At 48.2% G+C, this 26,842-nt stretch carries 19 protein-coding genes and 1 pseudogene; 17 read left to right on the top strand and 3 right to left on the bottom strand.

Going from position 1 to position 26,842, the window contains the following annotated elements; all coding sequences use genetic code 11:
* Positions 1-45: 45 nt before the first annotated feature.
* The 3 genes from CI595_RS05835 to CI595_RS05825 all read left to right on the top strand — a co-directional run bounded on the left by CI595_RS05835 (position 46) and on the right by CI595_RS05825 (position 3,151).
* Complete coding sequence (locus CI595_RS05835) at positions 46-927, top strand: carbohydrate ABC transporter permease (RefSeq protein ID WP_095172289.1); 882 nt, start codon at positions 46-48, stop codon at positions 925-927.
* 14 nt (positions 928-941) lie between these two features.
* Positions 942-1,793 (top strand): carbohydrate ABC transporter permease, encoded by an 852-nt coding sequence (locus CI595_RS05830; protein WP_095172288.1) that lies wholly within the window; start codon positions 942-944, stop codon positions 1,791-1,793.
* A 146-nt stretch (positions 1,794-1,939) separates the two neighbouring features.
* On the top strand, positions 1,940-3,151 hold the full coding sequence (locus tag CI595_RS05825; protein ID WP_095172287.1) for a LysM peptidoglycan-binding domain-containing protein: 1,212 nt from the start codon (positions 1,940-1,942) through the stop codon (positions 3,149-3,151).
* 106 nt (positions 3,152-3,257) lie between these two features.
* On the opposite strand, the gene CI595_RS05820 is transcribed toward CI595_RS05825, so the two are convergent.
* Positions 3,258-3,695, bottom strand: coding sequence for a hypothetical protein (locus tag CI595_RS05820; protein ID WP_065543257.1), 438 nt, complete (start codon positions 3,693-3,695; stop codon positions 3,258-3,260).
* Positions 3,696-3,828: 133 nt separating this feature from the next.
* Entirely contained in the window at positions 3,829-4,416 is a 588-nt protein-coding gene (locus CI595_RS05815; RefSeq protein WP_095172286.1) for a TetR/AcrR family transcriptional regulator, read from the bottom strand.
* Between the two features lie 302 nt (positions 4,417-4,718).
* On the opposite strand from CI595_RS05815, the gene CI595_RS05810 reads away from it, so the two are divergent.
* From CI595_RS05810 to CI595_RS26565, 4 genes are all read left to right on the top strand, one after another.
* Positions 4,719-5,726 (top strand): alpha/beta fold hydrolase, encoded by a 1,008-nt coding sequence (locus CI595_RS05810; RefSeq protein ID WP_243135107.1) that lies wholly within the window; start codon positions 4,719-4,721, stop codon positions 5,724-5,726.
* 118 nt (positions 5,727-5,844) lie between these two features.
* Complete coding sequence (locus tag CI595_RS05805; protein WP_095172284.1) at positions 5,845-6,657, top strand: Cof-type HAD-IIB family hydrolase; 813 nt, start codon at positions 5,845-5,847, stop codon at positions 6,655-6,657.
* Positions 6,658-6,673: 16 nt separating this feature from the next.
* Entirely contained in the window at positions 6,674-10,105 is a 3,432-nt protein-coding gene (gene addB, locus CI595_RS05800) for a helicase-exonuclease AddAB subunit AddB (RefSeq protein ID WP_095172283.1), read from the top strand.
* 2 nt (positions 10,106-10,107) lie between these two features.
* Complete coding sequence (locus CI595_RS26565) at positions 10,108-14,061, top strand: UvrD-helicase domain-containing protein (RefSeq protein WP_243135106.1); 3,954 nt, start codon at positions 10,108-10,110, stop codon at positions 14,059-14,061.
* 30 nt (positions 14,062-14,091) lie between these two features.
* Here CI595_RS26565 and CI595_RS27060 read toward each other — a convergent pair.
* Positions 14,092-14,271, bottom strand: a pseudogene (locus CI595_RS27060) (DUF6783 domain-containing protein); the annotation flags it as partial.
* Between CI595_RS27060 and CI595_RS27055 the strand changes: the two are divergent.
* From CI595_RS27055 to CI595_RS05740, 10 genes are all read left to right on the top strand, one after another.
* Positions 14,188-14,361, top strand: coding sequence for a DUF6783 domain-containing protein (locus CI595_RS27055; RefSeq protein ID WP_334293485.1), 174 nt, complete (start codon positions 14,188-14,190; stop codon positions 14,359-14,361). The pseudogene CI595_RS27060 and the gene CI595_RS27055 sit on opposite strands and share 84 nt — an antisense overlap.
* 43 nt (positions 14,362-14,404) lie before the next feature.
* Positions 14,405-16,111: an AAA family ATPase gene (locus CI595_RS05785; protein ID WP_095172282.1), complete on the top strand. Its 1,707-nt coding sequence runs from the start codon at positions 14,405-14,407 to the stop codon at positions 16,109-16,111.
* A 324-nt stretch (positions 16,112-16,435) separates the two neighbouring features.
* Positions 16,436-17,827: an alanine/glycine:cation symporter family protein gene (locus tag CI595_RS05780; RefSeq protein WP_095172281.1), complete on the top strand. Its 1,392-nt coding sequence runs from the start codon at positions 16,436-16,438 to the stop codon at positions 17,825-17,827.
* A 436-nt stretch (positions 17,828-18,263) separates the two neighbouring features.
* Positions 18,264-19,772, top strand: a complete 1,509-nt coding sequence (locus CI595_RS05770; protein WP_095172279.1) for a response regulator transcription factor — start codon at positions 18,264-18,266, stop codon at positions 19,770-19,772.
* Between the two features lie 161 nt (positions 19,773-19,933).
* On the top strand, positions 19,934-21,868 hold the full coding sequence (locus CI595_RS05765; protein WP_095172278.1) for an ABC transporter substrate-binding protein: 1,935 nt from the start codon (positions 19,934-19,936) through the stop codon (positions 21,866-21,868).
* 68 nt (positions 21,869-21,936) lie between these two features.
* Positions 21,937-22,935, top strand: a complete 999-nt coding sequence (locus tag CI595_RS05760; RefSeq protein WP_095172277.1) for an ABC transporter permease — start codon at positions 21,937-21,939, stop codon at positions 22,933-22,935.
* An 11-nt stretch (positions 22,936-22,946) separates the two neighbouring features.
* A complete protein-coding gene (locus CI595_RS05755) occupies positions 22,947-23,801 on the top strand; it encodes an ABC transporter permease (protein WP_095172276.1) in 855 nt (284 codons plus the stop codon).
* Entirely contained in the window at positions 23,794-24,771 is a 978-nt protein-coding gene (locus tag CI595_RS05750; RefSeq protein ID WP_095172275.1) for an ABC transporter ATP-binding protein, read from the top strand. The genes CI595_RS05755 and CI595_RS05750 overlap by 8 nt, the downstream gene beginning before the upstream one ends.
* A complete protein-coding gene (locus CI595_RS05745) occupies positions 24,758-25,723 on the top strand; it encodes an ABC transporter ATP-binding protein (protein WP_095172274.1) in 966 nt (321 codons plus the stop codon). The genes CI595_RS05750 and CI595_RS05745 overlap by 14 nt, the downstream gene beginning before the upstream one ends.
* A gap of 44 nt (positions 25,724-25,767) precedes the next feature.
* Positions 25,768-26,832, top strand: a complete 1,065-nt coding sequence (locus CI595_RS05740) for a glycoside hydrolase family 172 protein (RefSeq protein ID WP_095172410.1) — start codon at positions 25,768-25,770, stop codon at positions 26,830-26,832.
* The last annotated feature ends 10 nt before the right edge of the window (positions 26,833-26,842 follow it).

The following is a 26,842-nucleotide window of genomic DNA, read 5'->3' as shown; positions in this document are numbered from 1 at the left end:
TCCCGCAGATTATGCTGCCGATTTTAAAAGCAGGGAGGTGCTATTTTGGATAGATTTTTAGGAAATAAAAAAGCGATCGCTATATTCACGCTTCCGTCTTTGCTGCTGTTTGGAGGCCTGCTGATCGCTTCTGTACTGTTTTCTTTTTACTATAGTTTATTAGACTGGGATGGTATCGGAAAAGGGATCTTTATCGGCCTTGATAATTACATAGAAATGTTTCAAAACACTATTTTCCATAGGGCGGTTATCAATTCCTTTCTTCTGTGTATCTTTACGCTGTTGATCCAGCTGCCGTTGGCCCTGATCCTGGCGTTGATCCTGGCATCACATATAAAGGGTGAAGTTATCTTTCGTACCATATTTTTTATACCGGTCACCTTGTCCACAGTAGTAGTGGGCCAGCTCTGGCTTAAGATCTATAATCCTAATTATGGAGCCTTGAATGAGCTGCTGAAAATGATAGGGCTGGAAAATCTCACACAAAACTGGATAGGGGATGTCAAAACTGCTCTGTTCTGTGTATTTATCCCTATCATCTGGCAGAACATAGGGTATCACATGCTTCTGTTGTATACGGCCATCAAGGCCATTCCAAAGGACATCCATGAATCCGCGCAGATAGATGGGGCCACGGGCATAAAAGCAGCCATGAAGATCACCATACCTTTGATATTACCAACGTTAAAGACATGTGCGATCTTTGTTATCACAGGCTCCTTAAAAGCATTTGACATGATCTATGTACTGACAAACGGCGGTCCGGTGAATTCCACAGAAGTGCCCAGCTCTTTGATGTTCAACAGCATTTTTGTCATCAACCGTTATGGATACGGAAGTGCAGCTGCGATTTTTATCGTAGTGGAATGTATTGGCATAGCATATCTTTTGCAGCGGCTGGTGAAGACATCACCGATTGAATATTAAGGGGGAGGAAAAGGATGAAAGAATCATTAAAAAGTATTATCTGCAAAAAGTGCATAAGAATGATCCTTATGGCATTTTTACTCCTTTTTACTGTGACTTCGGTCTATCCGCTGATCTGGCTGGTGTTTTTCTCATTTAAGAGTAATCAGGAAATCTTCGGCGGCAATATTATGGGGCCTCCCCAAATCTGGCAGGTGAAAAATTATGAGAACGCCTTGCTTGGAGGAAAGGTTTTAGGATATCTGGGAAACAGTGTACTGGTGGCAGTTGTGGTCATTGTTGTATCTACCATTTTGATCTCCATGGTTGCCTATGCAGTGACAAGGATGAGATGGAAACTCAGGGGAGCGGCTTACTGGTTCTTTATGGCGGGGCTGACGATTCCCATCCATGCAACGCTGCTTCCGCTATTCATATTATTTAAGAAGATCAATATATTGAATACGCCGCTGGCTATCGTCATTCCGTATATTGTGTTCGCCCTTCCTTTTGGAATCATGGTGCTGGGAAATCATTACGCAACCGTGCCGTACGAGATGGAGGAGGCGGCCTGTATAGACGGATGCAATATTTATCAGACCTTTTTCAGGGTAATATTACCACTGGTCCGGCCGGCATTGGCTACGATCGCTATCTTTACGTTTTTATCTTCATGGAATGAGCTGATGTTTGCAATGACCTTTATCAGTGATGAAAAATATAAGACACTTACGGTAGGGATCCAAAGCCTGGCTGGTATGTATTATACGGAATGGGGACCTATAGGGGCGGGAATGGTAGTGGCTACGTTCCCGGTGCTTTTGATCTATATTTTGTTAAGTAAACAGGTGCAGAACGCAATCCTGGCAGGCGCCGTGAAAGGATAGGCGCGTTCAGAAAAGGGCAGATAGTTTAGCGGGTGGAACACCCACACGGCAAAGTGCAGCGGATGGAAAACTTTCATTGATTGAGAGGGAAAGGTAGCAGATGGGAATAGGGGTCATATGATAGAGAAAAAAGGATTTTTATTGATATGATCAGAAAAGTATTTTCATATATATTGTTATCAGCGGCTTTTGTGCTGCTCACTTGTACATCCGTGTCTGCCCTCCCTGCGGCGTCAGGGGAACAGCGCCGGGGGATTGATGTGAGTATGTGGCAGGGGGATATTGATTTTGAGGAGGTGGCAGAGTCCGGGGTGGACACGGTCTATATCCGTTCCGGTCTGGGGTGTGATTATACGGACCCGTATTTTGAACAGAATTACGAGAGGGCACGGGCAGCCGGGCTGAATGTGGGATTTTATCATTATGTCACGGCCAGGACGGTCTCCCAGGCTGAGTACCAGGCCCATTTTTTTGTAAATACCATACAGGGGAAGGAGTTCCAGTGCCGCCTGGCGATGGACTTTGAAGACCTGACAACACTGAGTGCCGCTGAGGCCAATGAAATTGGGCTGGCGTTTATCAGGACAGTGGAAGATCTGAGCGGCAAAGGGACCGTGGTGTATAGTGACGCTTATAATGCGGGGGCTGTTTTTGGCGGCGGACTGACAGCGTATCCGCTCTGGATCGCGGAGTATGGCGTTTCTGAACCTTCCTCGGCGGTGAATTGGGATTCCTGGGCCGGATGGCAGTATTCGGATATGGGGAATGTGGCCGGGATCTCCGGGCCGGTGGATTTGGATCTTTATACGGATGCCATGTTTCTGGAAGAACCGGGCAGTGTGCCGGGGCCTGTGCCAATGCCGGAGCCTTCTGCGTCAACAGTGGAATATACCGTTAAGAGCGGGGATACACTCTGGGGAATCGCAGAGATGTACAGAACCAGTGTTTCAGCTATCGTTTCGGAGAATGGGATAGCAAATCCTAATTTGATCTATCCGGGTGAGGTTTTGAGGATCACGCTGGCGGATAATGTGCCTTCTTCAGAGATGAATAACACATATCTGGTGCGCAGAGGGGATACTCTTTGGGGGATCGCACAGATGTACAGGACTTCTGTTGCAAGACTTGCGGCTATGAACCATATCTCTGATCCCAACCTGATCTATCCGGGTGAGATCCTTCAGGTATCTTCCTCGGGAAGTACCGGGGATGTGGGAAGGACTTATGTTGTGCGCTACGGTGATACGTTGTCCGGGATCGCACGCAGGTACGGTACCACGGTTTCGCAGCTTGCGGCAGCCAATGGGATAGAAAATCCTAATCTGATCTATGCAGGGGAGGTACTCACGGTAAATTGAGAAGCGGTTTCAGAGAAGAACAGATATGATCAACAGACAGAAAAAAACGGGGATGTTCCGGAGCATCCCCGTTTTTTTATTCGGCTTGTTATGCCGGCCGCGGCGTTCAATCCACTTTTGCTTTGTCCAGCGCCTCGTTGATGGCGTCCAGCAGAAGCATCGAGGTGTATTTGTTCTCGTCTGTATAGGTAATGTTTTCCGTGGTCTGCGATGCGTAGATCTGGCTGGAGAGCGCATCCAGTGCGGGCTCCATCAGCGGATACATGGCAGTGGTGGTCTCGCTTAAATTTACCAGAGATATGGCATTTATGTGGTTTTCGTCCACAGTAACCTCAACGTCAAATGTGTTGCCATTTAGTGTGATGGGGCTTTTATACACGCCAGCGTGGTAGACAGCGGCTGAAGTGGCGGCTGAGTCGGCTTTCCGGTCTTTTCCGAACATCATAAAGAGAAGAACCGCCAGAAGAATGGCAAGTACCACGAAAATAATGGTATAAATGACTTCTTTCATATGTAATACGACAATCTTGGTCTTTGAGCTCATGGCTGCACCTCCTGCATTCCTTTTTATAACTTATTATGGAAGTGGGGAAAATATGCAAGGATTCTTGAAAGGAGGACAAATTGTTGAGGGGCCTGGGGGGACAGGTAACTATATTGGAAGGGAACCCTTACGTTTAAACAAAGAAGTCTATGCTTCCCTCCGGAATTTCCAAGCCTTTTTCCAGCATACAGGCAAGAGCCTCCAATTTTTTCCTGCTCTGCTCTGGTGTCCAGCTAAATATGCCGGGGTCCAGCAGGAAGCAAAAAGAAGAAATAATTATTTCACTCAGTTCAAGAGGACAGGCACAATGAAATACGCCCTCCCGGTTGCCCTCTTTTATAATCTGAGCCACAATGGGAGAAAGACTGTTTAATATTTTTGCAAGTGATTTTTGATGTATACCTGCATTCTGTGGATTATGAAGATAAGTATCTAAATCCGATGATACGATGGATCTTCGGTAATGGATATATAAATGTTTTAACTTTTCAATGGCATTTTCTCCACCTGAAGAAGCAATGTCCTTACATTCATCTATTATATCCTGATAAGTGCGCTCCACCAAGGCGTCGAAAACCTCCTCTTTTGACTTAAAGTAATAGTATAATCCGCCTTTGGCGATTCCCGCTCTTTTGGCTATATCATTAACTGAACAGCTTTCACCTTTTTTCTCTGACAGCAAATCCAGCATGGTATCTAAAATTAAATCTTTTTTATTCATAAGTTCACCACCTTTGGCACTGATTATAACACAAGTTCTCACACTTGAACAGCGGTCAAATCTATGCTACAATAAATTTGAACAACGGTCAAAAAAGAGAAAAGGAGAAGTTAATAATGATTGAGGTGGTTATATTTTTAGGTCTGCTGGTTTGTACGTTTATACTTTTGGCGGCAGAGCTTATTTTGGGATTCCGTTTTTTCCTTAAAAAACGAAACCGGGGATTGTATTCAAAAGAACGTAACCGATTAAGGAAAAATACAGTATGGTTGGTTATGATATTGGTTTTAACGGGAGGTTTTATGTTATTCAGTCAGCTTACAGCTTCAACACCGTCCATAAAAGATGAAAACAAAAAGCCCATAAAAGGCAGTATTGCAGAGTTGGAAAAAGTAAGTTTGAACGGAAGAAGTGAATGGATCAGCATCAGAGGCGTAAATAAAACAAACCCGGTGCTTCTGTTTTTGGCAGGAGGTCCCGGCGGGTCACAGATGGCAGCCGTGCGGCATGACCTATCAGAATTGGAGAAACACTTTGTTGTTGTGGTCTGGGATCAGCCGGGGTCCGGAAAGTCATATGGGGCGGGCGGTAAGAATCTGACACTTGATACATATGTTGAGGATGGCCTGGCGTTGACTGCATATCTTCAAAAGCAATTTTCCCAGGATAAGATATATCTTGTGGGAGAATCCTGGGGGAGCGCTTTGGGCGTGTTTCTGGCATCGGAATCACCCGGCAGCTACCATGCCGTAATAGGGACAGGGCAAATGGTAGATTTTCTGAAGACAGAGTGTATTGACTATGACAAAGCAATGGAATTAGCTCAAAAGAACGGTGATACGGACAAAGTAAGGAAACTGAAAGATAATGGCCGTCCTCCTTATTATGGCCCCGATGTCACTTGGAAAAGTGCGGAATATTTAAATTATCTCTCCTCCTATATGGGAAGAAACCCGGAGATCCACAATGGAGGATTCAATACCTTCCGGGATATTTTTTCAAGTGAATATGGTATTATAGATAAAATAAATTATTTGAGAGGAATTGTTACAACGTTCAATCATGTTTATCCGCAGTTGTATCATATAAATTTGAGCACTGACTATCCGAAACTAGAAGTGCCGGTTTATTTTTTTCTTGGAAGACATGATATCAATGCACCTACATCTTTAGTGGAGGATTATGCAGAAGTTCTACAGGCACCCCACAAGGAAATCGTATGGTTTGAGCATTCAGGCCATAGTCCCTGGATAAATGAAAGCAGTAAATTTGTTGAGGAATTACTTCGTGTTGTAAATCCTGCAGGTTAGGCACAGCACGTAGTCGGCTTTTTACCGGAGTCTCCGGAAGAAAAACAAGGTTGGTTCCCTCCATAATTTGTGATACACTGGTTGCAGACAATTTTGTCACCAAGGAGGCAGGAGAATTATGAAATACCGATTACTTGTGCTGGATATTGACGGCACAGTTACCAATACAGAGAAAAAAGTGACACCCAGGACAAAAGCGGCCATAAAAAGACTACAGGAGCAGGGGACTTTGGTAGCTATCGCCTCCGGGCGGCCCACCAGGGGAATCGCTCCGGTGGCGGATGAATTGGAGTTTGATAAATATGGAAGTTATGTGCTGGCTTTTAACGGGGCCAGGATCGTGAACTGGAAGACAAAGGAGTGTATCTATTCCAAAACGCTTCCCCTGGGTATGCCCAGAAAGCTCTACCGCAGTGCCGTGCGGCACGAGGTGGGGATCATCACTTATGAGGAGGAGCAGATCATTGCGGGAACCACACCGGATATCTATATGGAGACAGAATCAAAGATCACCGGGCTGCCCATTTGTCACAGAAAGGATTTTCCTAGTTATGTAAACTTCCCGGTAAACAAATGTCTTCTTACAGGGGAGCCGGATGAGCTGGAGCGGATCGAGCCTCTTTTGGCGGAGGAATATCTGCACGAAGCCCAGATCTTCCGCTCAGAGCCGTTTTTCCTGGAGGCAACACCCAAAAATGTGGACAAGGCCTACTGTCTGGAAAAGCTTTTGAAGATCTTGGGCATATCCAGGGAGGAGATGGTGTGCTGCGGGGACGGCTATAATGATATTTCCATGATACAATTTGCCGGGCTGGGCGCCGCCATGGCAAATGCCCAGGAAAAGGTCAAGGATGTGGCTGACTACATCACCGTCCGGAGCAATGATGAGGACGGGGTGGAAGAAGTGATAGAGAAGTTTTTTTATAACTGATCGGAGGAGGAGATACATGCCGCTGCATTTTATTTTCGGTGCTTCAGGCGCCGGGAAATCACATTATATTTACCAGAAGATCATACAGGAGTCCATGGAGCATCCGGGGAAGCAGTATTTAGTGCTGGTACCGGAACAGTTTACTATGCAGACGCAGAAAGAACTTGTGATGATGCACCCCAGAAAGGGAATCCTGAACATTGATGTTCTGAGCTTTGAGCGCCTTGCCTACAGGGTGCTGGAGGAGACCGGGGAATCCTGTGCACAGGTGCTGGAGGAGACCGGGAAGAGCCTGGTGCTTCGGAAGGTATCCCAGGAAAAGAAAAAGGAATTGAAGATCCTGGGGGAGAAAATGAAAAAGCAGGGCTATATTTCCCAGATGAAGTCCATGGTGTCAGAGCTGAAACAGTATGAAGTCACAAAAGAGGATATGGATATCATGCTGGACTATGCCAAGGACAAGCCGGAGCTTTATTATAAGCTGAAGGATATCTCTGTGCTGTACCGGGGATTTTTTGATTACCTGGAGGGAAACTTTATTACCCAGGAAGAAGTGCTGGAGGTTCTGGGACGTGTGGCCGGACAGTCTGAAAAATTATCGGGATGTGTGATAGTGCTGGACGGCTACACCGGATTTACCCCCATTCAGCTTCAACTGCTGGAAAAGGTCCTTCCCCTGTGTGAAACTATGTATGTGACCGTTACTATGGATGAACGCCTGGACGCTTACCGCCAGGGAAGCCCCCATCATCTTTTTCATCTGAGCAGGGAGACGGTGTCAAAGTTATGTAAATTTGCCAGGGCAGCAGGAAGTCAGGTAGAGGAGACCTGGGTAAAGGGAAACGGAAGGTTTGTTGGCAATGAACCCATGGAGTTTTTGGAACAGAACTTGTTCCGGTTTAAAAAGGAGATCTATACGAAAGAGCAGCAGGCGGTCCACATCCGGGAGAGCAGAAATCCGGCACAGGAGATGGAGGAGACTGCCCTTTTCATACGCCGCCTGATGCGGAAAGAAGGGTACAGATGCCGGGATTTTGCGGTCATCACCGGGGATATGGAAACCTATGCGGACCATGCGGCAAGAGCTTTTTTAAAGTTTGATATCCCCTGTTTTATTGACCAGAAGAAGTCTGTGTTCATGAACCCCTTTGTGGAATTTCTGCGTTCGGCTGTGGACATGCTCTTGGAAAATTACAGCTACGAGAGTGTTTTCAGGCTGCTGCGCTGCGGGCTTTTGGACTTGCAGGGGCAGGATATGGACAGGCTGGAGAACTATGTGCTGGGCATGGGGATCCGGGGCTTTGGCAAATGGCAGGAGGAGTGGGTGCTCCACTACCGGGGAGAAAAGCCGGAGGAGGTTGTGGAGATCAACAAAATCCGAAAACAGCTCATGGAGATCCTGACCCCTTTTACAGAGCAGATGAAGACCAGAAAAGGAACCGTCTTAGAGCGCGTGTCTGCGTTTTATGGGTTCATCACCGCATGCGGTATCCAGGAAAAGCTTGACAGGAGCGGGAAGGACTTCGCTTCGGAGAACGCCATGGACAGGGCCAAGGAGTATAGTCAGATTTATCCCATGGTCATGGACCTGTTTGACAAGATGGCAGAGGTTCTGGGGGAGGAGAAAGTGAGCCTCCGGGAATTCAAAGAGCTGCTGGAGGCCGGTCTCTCCGAAGTGAAGATCGGTATCATCCCTCCAAACTCGGACCAGGTGCTGGTGGGGGATATGGAGAGGACAAGGCTGAAAGACATAAAGGTGTTATTCTTTGTGGGCGTCAATGACGGGAAGATCCCAAGAGAGGACGCTGCGGGAAAGATCCTGTCGGATCTGAACCGGGAGGATTTAAAAGACTCCACGGTTACGCTGGCTCCTACCTACCGGGAAAATCTGTATACACAGCGGTTCTATCTGTATCTGAATATGACAAAGCCTTCGGACAAACTGTATCTGTCGTACAGCAGGGCTGACGATGGAGGAGAACCCATGACCCAGTCTTTCCTGATCGGCGCGGTGCAGAAGCTGTTTCCGGCTCTTGTTTTAGAACGCCCATCCGAAGATTCTGCCTGGAAGGTGGAAAATCCCCAGAGTGCCCTGGAATATCTGGCGCAGGGCTTCAAGGAGATCCTTGATAAGGAGATGTCCCCTCTCTGGAAGGAGCTGTTTTCCTGGTACCAGAAGCAGGAAATATGGCAGCAGACCATGCAGAACATGGTGGAAGGCGCATTTCGGATCAACCCTGAGGACGAGATCGGAAGAAGTGTGGCAAAGGCCCTCTACGGTACGACCCTGGAGAACAGTGCTACACGTCTGGAACTGTTTGCCCAGTGTGCCTGTGCCCATTTTCTGGCTTACGGGCTGGAGTTAAAAGAGCGGGCCAGATATGAATTCAGTCCCATGGATATGGGAAATGTACTGCACAGCGGCCTGGAGCGGTTTGCAAAGAAAATGCATGAGAGCGGCATTCCCTGGACAGACCTTGACGAGGAACAGATGGATGAGATGGCAAATGCCTGTGTGGAGGAAGTAGTCTCTTACTATGGAAATACCATACTGAAAAGCAGTGCCAGAAATGAATACATGGTCAGCCGGGTAAAACGGATGATGAAGCGGACCATCTGGGCATTGACCAGCCAGATGGAGCAGGGAGCCTTCACGCCAAGCCGTTTTGAGGTCTCCTTTGCCATGGCGGATTCCCTGGAGAGCATTAACATCACATTGTCAGAAGAGGAGAAGATGAAGCTTCTGGGGAGGATTGACCGCGTGGATACCTGTGTGGAGGAGGATAAGATCCTGGTGAAGGTCATTGACTATAAATCAGGAAATACTTCTTTTGATCTGCTGGCGCTGTATCATGGCCTTCAGCTTCAGCTTGTGCTGTATATGAATGCGGCTCTGGAATTGGAGCAGAGGAACAATCCCGATAAAAAGGTGGAGCCTGCAGGGATCTTTTATTACAATATCAAGGACCCTGTGGTGGAAAAGGTGGAGGAGGAAGACCCGGAGGCGCTGAACCGTCGTATTCTGAAGGAACTGCGCATGAACGGCCTGGCTTCCTCAGACAGAGGCGTGCTGGAAAAACTGGATGTAAATCTGAGGGAGAACGGTGCTGCCTCCCTGAGTGTCCCGGTGACCATCAATAAGGACGGAAGCCTGTCACGAAATTCCAGCGCGGTCAGTCCAGAGCAGTTTCATCTAATATCGAATTATGTAAACCAGAAGATGAGGGAGATCGGCCGCAGGATCCTGGCGGGGGAGGCAGAGACTCTGCCCTATGAGATGGGAAAACGGAATGCCTGCCAGTATTGCCCCTATAAAGGGGCCTGCGGATTTGATGAAAAAGTGGCGGGATACCGCTACCGGCGGCTGAACCCTCTGAAACCGGAGGAAATATGGAATAAGATGAAAGACGGGGAAAAGTCCGGGGACCCTGTGGACAAGGAGGTGTAAGTATGGGAGTGATGTGGACAACAGAGCAGCAAAGGGTCATTGATGCCAGGGGATGCAACATACTGGTCAGTGCAGCAGCAGGGAGCGGCAAGACGGCAGTGCTGGTGGAGCGTATTATAACCATGATCACAGACCCGGTGCATCCGGTGGATATTGACAGACTGCTGATCGTGACATTTACGCGGGCGGCAGCAGGGGAGATGCGGGAGCGGATCCGTCTGGCAATTGAGAAAAAGCTTGCAGAGGATGAGGACAATGAACATCTGCAGAAACAGAGCACCCTGCTTCACCACGCACAGATCACCACCATTGACAGTTTTTGTTCTTATGTGGTAAAGAATTATTTCCATCTGATCGACCTGGACCCATCCTACCGGATGGCGGAGGAAGGAGAGCTGCGCCTGATGCAGGGGGATGTGGCAGCGCAGGTGCTGGATGACGCGTACGGCAGGAAAGAGCCGGAGTTTCTGCAGTTTGTGGAATGTTTTTCCACCGGCAAGACGGATGAGGGGATTGAGGACATGATAAAGCGGCTCTACACCTTTTCCGTCAGCTATCCGTATCCGGAGGAGTGGCTATTATCCTGTAAGGAGGCTTACCATATCTCTTCCAAAGAGGAACTGGAGCAGGCCGGGTGGATGCAGATGATAAAAGAGGATATCCAAAAGAGTCTGCAGGAAGCCATGAGTCTGGCAGACGCGGCTCTGGACACGGCCATGGGGGAGGGCGGCCCTTACTATTATGAAAATGCACTGCAGTCTGACAGGACCTTTATACAGAAGCTGCTCGAGACAGATTCCTTTGAGGAATGGCAGAAATTGTTTTCTGGTCTTGCTTTTGCCAGGCTTTCAGCCAAGAAAGACCCGCAGGTATCTGAGGAGGCAAAGGAACTGACGAAAAATCTGCGGCAGCAGGTAAAGGATTTGCTGGGGGAGCTGAGGGAGCAGTATTTTTCTCTCTCCCTGGATGCGGCTGCCCGGTACGTGCAGATGGCCGGAGGCCCCGTGCGTGTGCTGATCGACCTGACACTGCAGTTTACGCAGGCCTATGCAGAGAAAAAAAGAGAGAAAAATATTCTGGATTTCCCGGATTTGGAGCATTTTGCTTTGAAGATCTTAGTAGATCACTCCCAAGAGGGAGACAGGAGGACCCAGGCGGCCAAAGAGCTTGCCGGGAGGTTTGCTGAGGTCATGATAGATGAGTACCAGGACAGTAACTTTGTCCAGGAAAAGCTATTGAACGCCGTTTCTAAAATGGAGGATGGAAGCAACAATATTTTCATGGTGGGGGATGTGAAACAGAGCATTTACCGTTTCCGTCTTGCAAGGCCGGATCTGTTTATGGAGAAGTTCAAGACCTATTCCACAGCAGGCGGCGACTGCCTGAGAATAGACCTGCACAAAAATTTCCGAAGCAGGAAAGAAGTGCTGGACGGCGTGAATTTTCTCTTCTACCAGATCATGGGGGAGGCCCTGGGAAAAGTAGAGTATGACGAAGCGGCGGCCCTGTATCCCGGGGCATCCTTTCCCCCGTATGGAAAAGAGGAGAACAGCCGCCTCCGGTCAGCGAGCCTGGCCGGACGGGATGAGGACACGGAAACACCGCTGCTTAAGACGGACGGGACCCAATGGAAAAGCACAGAACTGCCGTTGGCGGAGACGGACGAGGCAGAGCATCAGGACCGGGGACTGACGCTGTCTAAGACGGACGGGACCCAATGGAAAAGCACAGAATTGTCGTTGGCGGAGACAGACGAGGCAGAGCATCAGGAACGGGGACTGACGCTGCCTATGACGGACGAAAGCATGTGGAAGGACACGGAACTGCTTCTGGTGGAGACGGATGAGGAAGAATGGAAGGTCATGGAATCCGGTGAAAACGTGCAGGAGCTGGAAGCCAGGGCTGTTGCGGGTAAGATTCAGGAAATTGTGGGTTCCTATCCTGTTCTTGACAAGGCTACAGGGAAGTACCGTCCCGCTAGATTCAGTGACTGCGTGATACTCTTAAGGACACTGTCCGGCTGGTCGGAGACCTTTAAACGTGTCCTGAACGCCCAAGGGATTCCGGCCAGTGTGACCACAAAGACCGGGTATTTTTCCGCGTCAGAGGTCATGACTGTGTTAAACTACCTGCGGATCCTGGACAATCCCTTGCAGGACATCCCTTTTACGGGAGCCATTCACAACCTGCCCGGCGGGTTTTCCATGGAGGAGCTTGCGCGTGTGAAATGTGCAGGCAAAGAGAAAGAAATATCAGGGATGTATCAGGCACTTCTGGCAGCGGAAACACTCCATGAATGTGAGGATGCAGAGGACAGAAAGATTGGAGAAAAGGCACACAGATTCCTGGAATTGTACAGAAGTATCCGAAAGAAAGTTCCCTACACACCCATGCATGAGCTGCTTTGGGAGATTTACGACAGAACAGGACTTTTTGACTATATCCAGGCAGGTGCTTCCGGGGAACAGCAGAAAGCAAACCTGCTCATGCTGCTTCAGAAGGCCAGAGACTATGAGAGCACCAGTTACCGGGGCCTGTTCAACTTTGTACGGTATATAGAAAATCTGCAGAAATACCAGGTGGATTTTGGGGAGGCCAACATCCTTTCCGAAAATGAGGATACAGTGAAGATCATGAGTATCCACAAGAGCAAAGGTCTGGAATTTCCTGTTGTATTTGTCTCCGGCCTGGGAAAACAGTTCAACCAGCAGGATGCCAGGGCATCCCTGGTCATGCATCCCGATCTAGGTGTGGGCGCAGACTGGGTGGATGCCAAATACCGCACAAAAACACCAACCCTCTTAAAAAAGGCGGTACAGCGTCAGATACAGATCGAGAATCTGGGGGAGGAGCTGCGTATTCTCTACGTGGCGCTGACCCGCGCAAAAGAAAAACTGATTCTCACAGGCTGTACCTCCAGGCTGGAGAAGCGGCTGACAGCTCTGGAGCCTCTTAAAAAGCAGGAGGAGCGCAGGATATCCTACGGCAGGCTTGTGAAAGCCCGCTGTTATCTGGACTGGATCTTTCCCGCCCTTGCAAGGCACCGCTGTATGGACCGGGTATATCTCTCCTATGAAAAACGTCCATACGCGCTGAATCCCCTCCATAACCATGAGGCGGGCTTCCGTGTGCAGGTAATCTCGCCTGCAAAGCTTACCCTGGAAGAGGCGGAGACCAGGATGATACAGATGATGAAAAAACAGGAGATCCTGGGATTTGACACCAACGAAAGCTGGGATAAGGATGCAAAGGAGCAGATAGAGGAATGCTTTACCTACACTTATCCATACCCGGACCGGGAAAAGATCCCTGCAAAGGTTACGGTTTCCGAGTTAAAGCGGCTGCACATGGAAGATGAGGAGAGCACTGACTGGTATGAGGAGGAAGAGGTGGTTCCATACATCCCTTCATTTATCGAGAAACGGGAGGAGGGCCTGACCGGAGCCGGAAGAGGTACCGCATACCACAGAGTATTTGAATGCCTTGACTTTTCAAAGGCCGGTTCCGTTCAGGAAGTGGAGGAACAGCTTGCATCTCTGGAATCCGGGCACAGGATAGACAGGGAGGTCCGGCGTACAGTTTCGCCCCGCGATGTGTATCAGTTTGCTGTTTCTTCTATTGGAAAACGCATGGCAAAAGCCCAGGCCGCAGGAATGCTTTATCGGGAACAGCCTTTTGTCATGGGGATTTCTGCCGACCGGCTGCGAGAAGAGTATGCTGGGGATGAGAGCGTTTTGGTACAGGGGATCATTGATGCCTTTTTCTATGAGGAGGGCAGGATCATATTGGTAGACTACAAAACAGACAGGGTACGGCGCAGAAATGGCAGTGATCTGGTTGAAAAATATAGGGTTCAGCTTGATTACTATACAGAGGCTTTGGAGCGGATGACGGGTAGGAAGGTGTCTGAAAGGTATATCTATTCGGTGGATATGCAGAAGGAATTAATTGTGTAGGGGGAGATGCGGAGGTGGGCACTGCCTGGGTCAAAAAGCGGTGGAAGAAAAGAGCAGTAAGATTACAGCCATACTACTGCCTGGTAACGCAGGAGAAGTGGATTTTCTGGTTGTACTAGAGTGTGTTTGAAAATCCATTCCGACAATCCGCACGCCCCACTTCGCGGTATATTTGCCCCCAATTCGGTCAACGTAGCCCGCTACGCCTCCCTCATCGAGGTCAAATCTCCCACAAAGTGTGACGCACATCTTGCCGAAAGCAATTTTCAAACACACTCTAATCAAAGATTGCAGATATAATAACAAGAATTAGCCATAAAACCAACTGGAAAGGAATAAATCTGTGATAAAAAGAATTTCTATCGGATATCAGGAGTACGATGAACTGATAACAAATGGATTATTTTATATTGACAAGACAAGATTTATAAAGGAATGGTGGGAAAGTGGCGACAAAGTGACCCTGATTGCCAGACCACGCCGTTTCGGGAAAACGCTCACAATGAGCATGACTGCACAGTTTTTTTCATTAGAATTTAAAGGACGCAGTGACCTATTCCAAGATATGGATATTTGGAAAGAGCAGGAATACCGCTCTCTTCAGGGAACTTATCCAGTTATAGCGCTGAGCTTTTCGGATATAAAAGAAACTTCTTATACGCAGGCTCGTAAAAAAATTGGTGAGCTTATAGTTGACCAGTACAATAAACACGATTATTTAGCGGATGGGAATATATTAAATGAGAGGGAAAAAGAGTATTTCCACAGTATATCGTCAGATATGGAAGACTTTGAGATCAGCATATCAATTAGGAGATTGTCAAGTTATCTATATAAGTATTACCACAAAAAGGTGATTATACTTCTGGATGAATATGACACCCCAATGCAGGAATCTTATGTTAGCGGTTACTGGGAAGATTTGACTTTTTTTACCAGAAATTTATTTAATGCAACTTTTAAAAATAATCCGTATCTGGAACGTGCAATTATGACAGGAATCACTCGTATTAGCAAGGAGTCGATTTTTTCTGACCTCAACAATTTAAAGGTGATAACGGCTACATCCAATGAATATGCAGATTGTTTTGGCTTTACAGAAGATGAAGTATTTGAATCATTAAGAACATATGGTTTAACGGATATGAAAGAAGAGGTAAGACTATGGTATGATGGGTTTTCTTTCGGAAAGGTGCAGGGGATTTATGATCCCTGGTCAATCATTAATTTCCTTGATAAAGGTGAGGTAGGTCCTTACTGGACTAATACAAGCAGTAATAACCTGGCAGGAAACTTAATACGCCAGGGGAGCAGGCAAATAAAAGAAACTTTTGAAATACTATTATCCGGAGAGAGTATTACCACTGAAATCAATGAACAGATCGTGTATGAGCAGCTTAATATTGACGAGAGTGCTATTTGGAGTCTGCTGCTCGCCAGTGGTTATCTTAAGGTGAGAAAATGCCTGATCCAGAAGGATTTTATGATGGATTGGAGACAACTGTATGAACTGGAGATAACAAATCTGGAAGTAATGATTATGTTTCGGGGATTAGTCCGTGATTGGTTTGCTTCATCGGCATCAAATTATAATGACTTTATAAAAGCCATGCTGCAGGATGATATAAAGGCCATGAATGTATATATGAACAGAGTGTCCATAACAACATTCAGTTTTTTTGACACAGGAAAAAAACCTTCCGCAGAAAGTGAACCGGAACGATTCTATCATGGTTTTGTGCTTGGATTAATTGTGGAATTGGAGGATCGTTATACGGTTGCGTCAAATCGGGAAAGCGGTTTTGGCAGATATGATGTGATGTTGGAACCGAAGGAGCATACGGATGATGCGATTATAATGGAATTTAAGGTACAGGATGTAAATGATGAGAAAACTTTGAACGATACCGTTCAATCGGCATTAGATCAAATTGAATTGAAAGAGTACTCGGCATATTTAATAGCAAGAGGAATACCGCAGGATAGAATCCGGAAGTACGGATTTGCGTTCCATGGAAAAAATGTGCTTATAGGCAGTAAGAGGGAATGATTAAAAACTTACAGCCAAGAATTGTACCATGAACATGAATAATTGAAGCCCGGTGGTGTGATTGGTTCGGTGAGCTGCGAGTCTTGCTTGTCATGTTGTTACTTCAGAGTAACAGTTCAGACAAGCTGAACCGTTACATATCCAGCCATTAAATATCGTTTCATGATGGGCTGGATGCAATGATTTCAGATTTACAAAACCCTCCTCCCATGGTATGATATGGAGAAAGAATAAAACGTTAATGCAATAACGCAGTGGAACAAAGGGGCAGACGGTTGGGTAGTCTGTCCCTTTCTGCGTTGCTGCAGGTGAGGGAGGAAATGTATGGATTTTGCTGGAATACTGAAGACGGTGAACGATTTTGTGTGGGGGCCCTTTATGCTCATTCTGCTGGTGGGGACAGGTGTTTTTCTTACCTTTCATTTGAAATTCCTGCCGTGGCGTAATTTGGGCTTTGCTCTGAAATCAATATTCAAAGACCCTGAAAAAGACAGTATGGGAAACAGAGAGGGCGATATCACCCCGTTTCAGTCCCTGATGACTGCATTGGCTGCAACCATAGGTACGGGAAACATCGTAGGTGTGGCAACCGCAATGGTCATGGGAGGTCCCGGGGCGATCGTCTGGATGTGGATCTCCGCTCTCTTTGGACTCTCCACCAAATATGCGGAGAGCGTTCTGGCTGTAAAATACAGGGAGATGAACGCGGACGGCGAGATGGTGGGCGGCCCCATGTATGCCATGAAAAATGGGTTCCGTAACAAAAAAGTGGGGGCTGTGCTGGCAACACTTTTTGCAGTCTTTGCGGTTCTTGCATCCTTTGGAATCGGTAATATGACACAGGCCAACTCCATTGCGGATGCACTGAACAGTACCTTTAAAATCCCCAATATTGTCACAGGCGTTGTGATAACGACCCTGGCACTGGTAGTTCTTGTGGGCGGGATCAAGAGCATAGGAAAAGTTTGTGAGAAGGTTGTGCCTTTTATGGCAGTGCTGTATTTCGCCTGCGGAGTGGGCGTTATCATTATCAATGCAAAACATATACCGGACGGTCTGGGCCAGATATTCGGCATGGCGTTTTCCGTAAAGGCAGTAGCCGGCGGTGTTGGCGGAAATATCATAGCTACCATGTCATCTGCCATGCGCTGGGGTGTTGCCAGAGGTGTGTTCTCCAATGAGGCAGGCCTCGGCTCAGCTCCTATTGCGGCAGCGGCAGCTAAGACCGATTATCCCTCCAGACAGGGCTACATCAATATGACGGGAACTTTTTTCGATACGCTGGTGGTCTGTTCCGTCACAGGTCTTGTCATTGCATCCTCCGGTGTGCTGGGTATGAAGGATGCTTCCGGAGAATTGGTGACAGGCGTAAACCTGACCATAAAAGCTTTTGAGAGCGCCCTGGGTCCTATGGGAAGTTACCTGGTTTCCATCGGGATCATGCTGTTTGCCTTCTCCACAATTCTGGGTTGGGAATACTATGGGGAGAAATCTTTGGAATTTCTGGTCCGCTCCACTAAGATGAACAGGATTTACAGGGTACTGTTCTCCTTTATCACATTTGTGGGTGCTACCAGGACACTGCAGATCGTATGGGATTTCTCAGATACCATGAACGGATTGATGGCAATCCCAAACCTGATCTGCCTTTTGGTGCTGAGTAATGTGGTGGCACAGGAATGTTTTGATTTCCAGAAAGAAGTAAAGAAAAAGTAAGACTGCTGCACAAAGTTAAGAAAAAAGAAGTCTGCGGAGGACTGCCGCAGGCTCTTTTTTGGCTATAAAACCCGCAGGCATTGCTGACGGCTCCGACAGGGTTACTGTATACAGGCCACTGTACCGGGAGGCGTTTTCATGCTGAAAGCATGGAAATCCCCAGGCAGCAAGCGCGATATGGGGCAGAATACGCCATATCTGTGCATCGCGAAGCGTATTACAGGACACGGAGTGTACAGTAACCCGACAGGAGGCTCCCATATTTTGTTATTTCCCATTGTTTGTAATCCGACAATATATTATAATAATCTACATATTCTGTATATCTGCAGTTTGCTGGGCGTTTTATCTGCGTGATATGGGAAAAAGCTACAGAAAATTCTGTATAGAAAAGAATTGACAACAGAAAATTGATCAGAATTGCGGGTGGAAAACGATGCTGAAGGTTGTATTGATTGATGATGAACAAGTAGTGCTGCAGGGGATGAGTCATTTGCTGGCGGAGGACTTTCCTGATTATGAGGTTACGGGGAGTTTTACCGATCCGGAGCCTGCCATCCGTTTTATTGAGGAAAATAAAGGACAGGTGGATGTGGTGGTGACAGATATAAAAATGCCCCACATATCAGGTGTCACTCTGATAGAGAGAATCAGGGATATACGTCCTGAGATCGTCATGATCGCCATGAGTGCGTACACAGATTATGAATATATCCGGCAGGCCATGAAAAACGGGGCAGTGGATTATCTTCTGAAACCCTGCAGGCGGAAAGAGATCCTGGGGATATTTGAGAAAGCGGAGCAGCAGAAAAAGGAGAGGGAACAGGAGACAGAGGAAAAGCAAAAAGAGCGCCTGTTTATCAAGCTCCTGAAAGGGGCAGAGAACTGGCAGGAGAGAGACTCCCTTATATTCCCGGAGGGGACGGACTGCGTGTGTGCCATGTGGTCTGACAAGGATAAAGGCAGGGAGGAATGGGAGGCAGCCCTTGAACGAAGGCGGGCAGAGTTAAGAAAGAAAAATGCCGTGGGGACTGCGGAGGAACACAGGCTGTGGATCATAGCGCCCTTTTCTGAGCTGCAAGAGGAGGGATCTTTGAAAACCTGTGTGGATGCAGGGGATTTTGCTATTTATCTGGAAAGACGTTTTCCTTGGAAGCAGCAGGAACTGCGGGAGACCGTGCAGGCACTTTTGGAGCGTGAATTTTATATGGATTTTAACGGCAGGCTGTTTACGTGGGACGAGGAAGAATGGCAGAAGAAAAGCAGCAGGGCAGAGGAGATCAATATGGAGGAGTATCTGCCTTTTTCTAAAATTGAAATGATCCTGATACGGGGAAGAGAGGATCAGCTTCAGCTTATACTGCATGAAGGCAGACGCCGCCTTCTGAACAGAACAGACGGATTTGACCCCGGAATGCTGAAAAAGGGCATGATCCGTTTCTGCTGTATGATGGAAGAGCGTGTCAAAACCCAGGAGACGGGCAAAGTGCCGGAGCGTCTTTCCGAGCAGGAGCAGATACTTTCAGACCTGAGAAACAGCAGAAGCCTTTTACATGCATGGACCAATCTGGAAGCATATCTGCAGCAGATTCTCAGCTTTTTCCAGGAAAAGGCCAAGGTGCCTTCCTATGTCCGGCTGGCATCCGCTTACATGGAGGCCAACTATATGCAGGAATTGTCCCTGCAGAAGGTGGCGGAATATGTGTCGCTGAATCCCTGGTACTTCAGTTCCCAGTTTAAAAAGTATATGGGAATCCCCATGGGGGAATATCTGAATCAGGTCAGGATCAAGGCAGCCGTGAATCTGATGGAGGAAAGGGATTTAAAGATCGGAGAGATTGCAGAGCTGGTGGGGTTTAAAGATTCCGCCTACTTTGGAAGCGTATTCAAGAAGTTCAAGAAAATGTCGCCAAAAGAGTACAGAATGAAAATAATGAATAAATAACAGTGCCGGATAAGAGGCAGGAGCCGTCAAAATACTGATGACCCCTGCTTTTTTTGTGCAATATAAAATATATTTACCAGAAATCTAATGAAATCAACAGTTTTTTTTACGGAAATAGATATACTTGAAACCATCAATGAAAAAACAAAGGAGGATAAAAAATGCGAAGAAAAAGTAAACAGATTTTGGCGGCAGCCACAGCAGCGGCCCTGTTGTTATCAGGCTGCGGCGGCAGCGCAGGGAAGTCAGGAGAAAAAACTGCAGCTCAGCCTGCAGCGTCGGGGGACAAGATGACAGACGTGGGGACGCCCAGAGAGGATACCCTGATCGTGGATATGCTGAGCGGCACCCAGACAGACCCGGATAATTTCAATCCCTATATGACAGGCTGCGTGGCCATGGACTGCGGGCTTCATCAGCTTTTGTACCCATGTCTGTGGGAGGCGGATACCATGAAGGGGGAGCAGATCTGTGACCTGGCGGCGGATTTTCCCGAGGCCATGGATGACACCAACACAAAGTTCCAGTTCCATCTGCGGGAGGGCATCACCTGGTCCGACGGCGTGGAGTTCACTGCCGAGGATGTGGAGTATACATCCAACATACTCAGCAGTACAGAGGAATTCAGTTGGGGAAGCTGGTACAAATCCTTTGTAAAAAGTATGAAGGCCGTGGACAAATACACAGTGGAGATGGAGCTGGTGGAGCCAAACGTGAAGCCCCAGCAGAAACTGGGCGTTATTGTATTTGGCAATAACTTTAAAGTAGTTCCCAAACATATATGGGAAAAAGAAGACCCGGCTACCTTTAAGTATACAGACCCTCTGTCACTGGGGCCGTACACCCTCTCCAAACGTGATGCCCAGGGAAACTGGTTCCTGTATGAAAAGAGAGAGGACTGGGACAAATCGGATGTAGGCGTCATTGACGGGGAACCGAAGCCCCAGTATGTATTATTCAAATATTTCGGAAGTGAAGAGAAACGTGTCATGGCAGCCGTGAATAATGAGATTGACATTTTGCAGGACATTTCACCGGAGAGCTGGGATATTCTGAAGGAAAAGAATCCCAACGCAAAATGCTGGACAGAGGAATTCCCTTATGCCATCCCGGATGATCCCTGTGAGCGCGGCATCTCCTTTAACTGTTCCAATGAATACTACAATAACAGGGATGTGCGCTGGGCACTGACCCTGAGTATGGACATCAAACAGGTGAGCATGGCTACCTTTGGCGGAAAATTGAAGTTTTCACCTCTTGCGGTACCTCCCACAACAGCGCTGACGGATGTGTATCAGAAACCAATGCTGGACTGGCTGAAAACATATGCCTTTGAGGATGGATACAAACCGTTCAATGAGAACACAGCCAAGGAAATGGTGGAGCTTCTCAAAACAGAGGGTGTTGAAAATCTTCCCACCACAGACGAGGAGATCACAGATATCTTTGGTATCGGCTGGTGGAAATATGATACAGACAAGGCGGCAGAGCTGCTTCAGAAGAACGGATTTACCCAGAAGGACGGGCAGTGGATGACACCGGAGGGACAGCCCTGGGAGATCATCATCCTGGCTCCTGCGGACTTTGAGATTGAATCTATGCGTCTGGCATTTGCAGTTGCGGATGCCTGGAGTAAATTCGGTGTGAAAGCTGAGGTAAAGCAGCAGGATTCCTCCACATTCTGGACCTCCTATGCCACAGGAAACTATGACGCAGGCGCATACTGGCCTTTCTGCGGACTAATCCCTGATCTGACAGAGAATATCCAGACATGGCACGAAAAGTATATTCTTCCAAACGGAGAGAACGCGGCAGGCAACAAAGAGCGTTATGCCAATGAGGAGCTGAGTGCAGCCATTGATAAGTTACAGACTCTTGAGCCGGATGACCCAGAGGTGAATGCAACAGTGGAAGAAATGCTGAAGATCTTTGTGGACGAGATGCCCGCGATCCCCATGTTCGGCACCGCAAAATTCGTTCCGGTCGTTGAGACGTACTGGACCGGTTTTCAGGATTCTGAAAATCCATTTGAAGGTCCCTGGTGGTGGTGGTCACAGTTCAGGTTCTACACCACTAAGATCGAGGCTGCAAAATGATTTGTCACCATACGGTAACTGTGAAAGTATGAAACAGTTACATTACACCAATTATAAGGAGGCTGTCAATGAAATTCGGTAAATTTCTTCTCTCCAGGATTGCGACATTTCTTCTCGTGATCTTTATTGGTGTGACAACCGTCTTTTTCGTACCCAGGCTCATGCCAAATGATCCGGTGGAAGCAATGATTGGACAGATGACGTCCAATGCCGGTTCCATGAGCCCGGAGGCGATCGAGCAGATGAGGGAATCTATGAATTCCCTCTTCGGCCTGGACGGTTCTGTCCTGCACCAGTATCTGGATTTTTTTAAACGGGTAGTTATCTCACATGATTTTGGCCCGTCCCTTTCCGCGTATCCCACGCCGGTGATGCAGATGATCGCCAGGGCGCTGCCGTGGACGCTGGGGCTTATGCTGACCACCACGGTCCTGTCATGGCTGATCGGGAACCTGATCGGGCTTCTGGCAGGGTTTCGCAAAGACAAACCCCTGTCAAAATTTTTGGAGGGGATCGCCATCGTAATGTATCCCATTCCGTATTACATTTTCGCCCTGCTGTTGATCATGTTTTTCTGTTACCTGCTTCCTGTGTTCCCCCTGTCCTTTGTTGTACAGGGCGAGGGATTTAACTGGGTACATATAAAAAGCATTCTTTGGAACTGTTTTCTGCCTGCCCTGTCTTTGGTGCTGGTAGGATTTGGGTGGTGGGTCATCAGTATGAAGACCATGGTGAGCAATGCCAAGGAAGAGGAATATGTGAAGTTTGCAAGACTGAAAGGGCTGGGGGAAGGCCGTATCATGGGAAGATATGTGATGCCCAATGTCATGCTCCCACAGGTCACCAATCTGGCACTGCAGATAGGCGGTATCTTCAACGGCGCACTGGTGACGGAGATCCTGTTTGGATTTCCGGGACTGGGCAGTTTGATCTACCAGGGAATCCTGCAGAGTGACTACAACCTGATCATGGGCACCATCACCATCTCGGTGATCAGTGTTGCCCTTACAACTTTCGTGATAGACCTGCTGTATCCATTCCTGGATCCGCGCATCCGCTATAGTTAGGGGGAGAGAGAATGGCAGGAAAGAAAAACAAAATAAATAAATACTGGAATTTTCGGCTGAAGATGGGCGCTGTGCTTCTGGGTGTCTTCCTGGTCATCGGATTTGTCATGCCTGTTTTCTGCAAAGTCAGCCCTGTGCAGTGGCAGTCTTACCCCAGAAATATGGACCCGACAGCAGAGCACTGGCTGGGGACCACAGGCCTTGGACAGGATGTCTTCTGGCTTTTGGCCTACTCCATAAGAAACTCCTTTCTGGTAGGCATGGGAGTTGCATTTTTTGCCACAGCTGTAGGGGTTTTTATGGGGCTGCTTGCAGGATTTAAGGGCGGATGGGCAGACAGGATCATTACGCTTCTGACGGATTCTTTTATTGTGATCCCGTCCCTTCCCATACTGATCCTCATATCAAGTATGTTGAAGGGCACCGCACCGCTTTTTTATGTGGCAGCGGTCCTGGTGATCTTTAACTGGCCCTGGCCGGCCAGACAGGTGCGTTCCATGGCGCTGACCCTGAAAGAGCGGGATTTTATCAGTACAGCCTTGTTTTCCGGGGAGAGTACCGGAAAGATCATTCTGAAAGAGATTTTCCCGTTTGTCATGAACTGGTCTCTGGCAAACTTTATTAATACGATCCTGGTGGCAATCGCGGCGGAATCCAGCCTTGCCGTGATCGGAATGTCCAGCAACACAACGGCCACTCTCGGCACAATGATCTACTGGGCCAATGAGCACCAGGCTATGCTGGCAGGGCGCTGGGTGTGGATCGGAGCGCCAGTGGTATCCACAGCACTTATTTTCATCGGTCTGTTCCTCACCATGACAGGGGCACAGCAGATGTGGGCAAAAAGGAGGGGTACAGATGCTTAAACTGGAACAGGTGAGTGCCCGTTATGAAACGGTCAGCGGATATGTGAATTCCGTGGACCATGTGAGCTTTGAGGTACGGAAAAATGAGATCATGGGCATTGCCGGGGAATCCGGCTGCGGGAAATCCACTCTTTTAAAAACCATGTACGACCTGGTGGATTTTCCCCTGGAAATATGCGGGGGAAAGGTGACCCTGACCACAGAGTCCTCAAAAGAAAAGAAAATCCTGACAACAGGCCAGATCAGAAAAGAGTGGTGGAGGGAAATCTCCTATGTACCCCAGGGTGCCATGCATGTCATGAACCCGGTCAGAAAAGTCAGGGAACAGTTTTTTGATGTGATACCAAAAGAAAAGAGACAGAAAAAGGCAGAGCAGGAGAGGACCATTGCCGCGTACCTGAAGGAACTGGAGCTGCCCCATGAAGTTTTGGATGCTTATCCCCATCAGCTAAGCGGCGGAATGCGGCAGAGGGTCATCATCGCGCTGGCAACCTTTCTGGGACCGGATCTGGTGCTTGCCGATGAACCCACCACGGCTCTTGATGTGGTGGTGCAGCGGGGGATCCTGACCATGTTGTCAAGAGTGCAGAGGAAGCTGGAGAACTCCATGGTCATAGTTTCCCATGATATGGGCGTGCATTATCAGATCACAGACAGGCTTGGGATCATGTATGCAGGGCAGATGATAGAGAACGGACCCACACAGGAGATATTCGGGAATCCCCAGCATCCCTATACCCAGATGCTGATCAAAGCCCTTCCAAAGCTTGGGGATGACACGCAGAAGGAAGGGATTCCCGGCCTTCCCCCAAGTCTCAGGAACCCGCCGAAAGGCTGCAGATTTGCCGCACGCTGTCCTTACGCTGAGGATAAGTGCCGCAGGGAACAGCCCACATCGGTATCTGTGGGGGAACGGCATCAGGCAAGCTGCCATTTGCTGAAGGAGGGAGGCAGCCATGGAAAATTATAATTTATCGGTGAGAAATCTGACAAAATCTTTTAAAATAGGCGGAATGATCTTCGGAACCAGTATAGTGGCTGTGGACCATGTGAATCTGGATATCCACTCAGACAAACCGTGGATCATGGCCATAGTGGGAGAATCGGGAAGCGGTAAGAGCACCCTGGCCAAAATGGTTTTAAAACTTCTGGAGGCAGGGAGCGGAGACATTTCCCTGGGAGGGGAAGACCTCTCGGTATATGACAAGAAGAAAAAAGAATTCAGGAAAATGGTGCAGCCTATTTTCCAGAACCCCTTCACTGCTTTCAGCGCAAGAAGGACTGTGGACAGCTACTTATTTGAAACAGCCTGTAATCTGGGGGAGATGAAGTCAAAAGAGGAGGCTGCCGAAAAGATTCGGGAGACACTGGCTGAAGTGGGGCTTAACATGGAACAGGTACAGGGAAAATTCCCCAACCAGTTTTCCGGCGGAGAGCTGCAGAGAATCTCCATAGCCAGGGCATTGATCACAAGGCCAAAGCTGATCGTGGCGGATGAGCCGGTAGCCATGATCGACGCATCCCTCAGAATGAATATTGTTAATTTATTTAAAAAACTGAAAAATGACTACCATGTGAATTTTATCTACATAACCCATGATCTGTCCACCGCGTATTATGTGAGTGATTATATAGCCACCATGTACAGGGGGAACCTGATAGAATTCGGAAAGGCAAAAGCAATCTTAGAGAATCCGGGCCATCCCTATACGGAACTCCTGCAGGAATCCATTCCTGTTGTGGGGAGAAAGTGGGACCGGGACATAGTCCTGCCTGACCTGGAAACCAAGGAATTTGCTGCCACTGCCTGTAAATTTGCCTCCAGGTGTAAATACGCCACAGAAAAATGCAGGCAGAAAAGCCCGTCCATGTATTCCATGGAGGAGGGGCATGAGGTCTTGTGTTACCGTTATGAACATTGAACGTAACTGTAAAACAGTTGTCATTGAGAAAGGAAAGAGAAGCCATGATAGGAGATATGAGCAGTTTAAGCGAAATGGTAAATATCAGGACACGTTCCGTCAGTCCTGAAAACTTTACAGGAGAAAAGGGGGCCGGAGGGCAGGCCGTAGAGGGGACCGGTGCCTCCTGCGCAAGGGACCTGGGCAAGGGATGGAAGGTTTCACCTTCCGTACAGATTGGGCCGGGCGAGACCTTTACCCTGGCGGATATAAAGGGGCAGGGTATGGTGAAGCATATCTGGGTGACCACCAGCAGTATGCAGAACAGAACCCTGGTGCTCAGGATGTACTGGGACGATCAGGAGTTTCCGTCTGTGGAGGCTCCCCTGGGGGATTTTTTTGCAAGCGCGGATGAACAGCAGTATGAGCAGCTAACCTCCCTTGCCGTGTGTGTGAATCCCCGCAGAGGCCTGAACTGTTATTGGGATATGCCTTTTTACGAAGGATGCCGCATGACACTGGAAAATCTGGCGGAGGAGAATGTGATCGTATATTACCAGGTGGATTACCAGCTCAGGGAGCTGGAGAAGGCGTACGGATATTTCCATGCCCAGTACCGCCGCACAAATCCCCTTCCATATAAAGAAGACTATACGGTCCTGGACGGCGTGAAGGGAAAAGGACAGTATGTGGGCACCTATATGTTTTGGGGTGTAAACAACAATGGATGGTGGGGAGAAGGAGAGATCAAATTCTTTATGGATGGGGACCGGGAGTATCCCACTATCTGCGGAACAGGGACAGAGGATTATTTCTGCGGGGCTTACGACTTTGAGGTGGACGGGGTTTACCGTCCATACTGTACCCCCTATGCCGGCCTTTCAAAGATCACACACACGGACGGGGCTTATAAGACGCAGCAGAGGTTCAGCATGTACCGCTGGCATATCACAGATCCCATATACTTTGAGACGGATTTAAAAGTGACTATTCAGGCTCTGGGATGGCGTTCGGGCGGAAGATATCTGCCTTTGCAGGATGATATCTCATCTGTGGCCTACTGGTATCAGGACAGTCCGGCGCCCAGCGGTTCCGTGCTTGGGAGCAGAGACGACCTGGAGATCATATAAGATGGGAGGA

This window comes from Blautia hominis (assembly GCA_002270465.1).
Classification (GTDB): Bacteria; Bacillota; Clostridia; order Lachnospirales; family Lachnospiraceae; genus Blautia; species Blautia hominis.
Note: the sequence above shows the minus strand (reverse complement) of the source record. Positions and strands in the feature narration are given on the sequence as shown.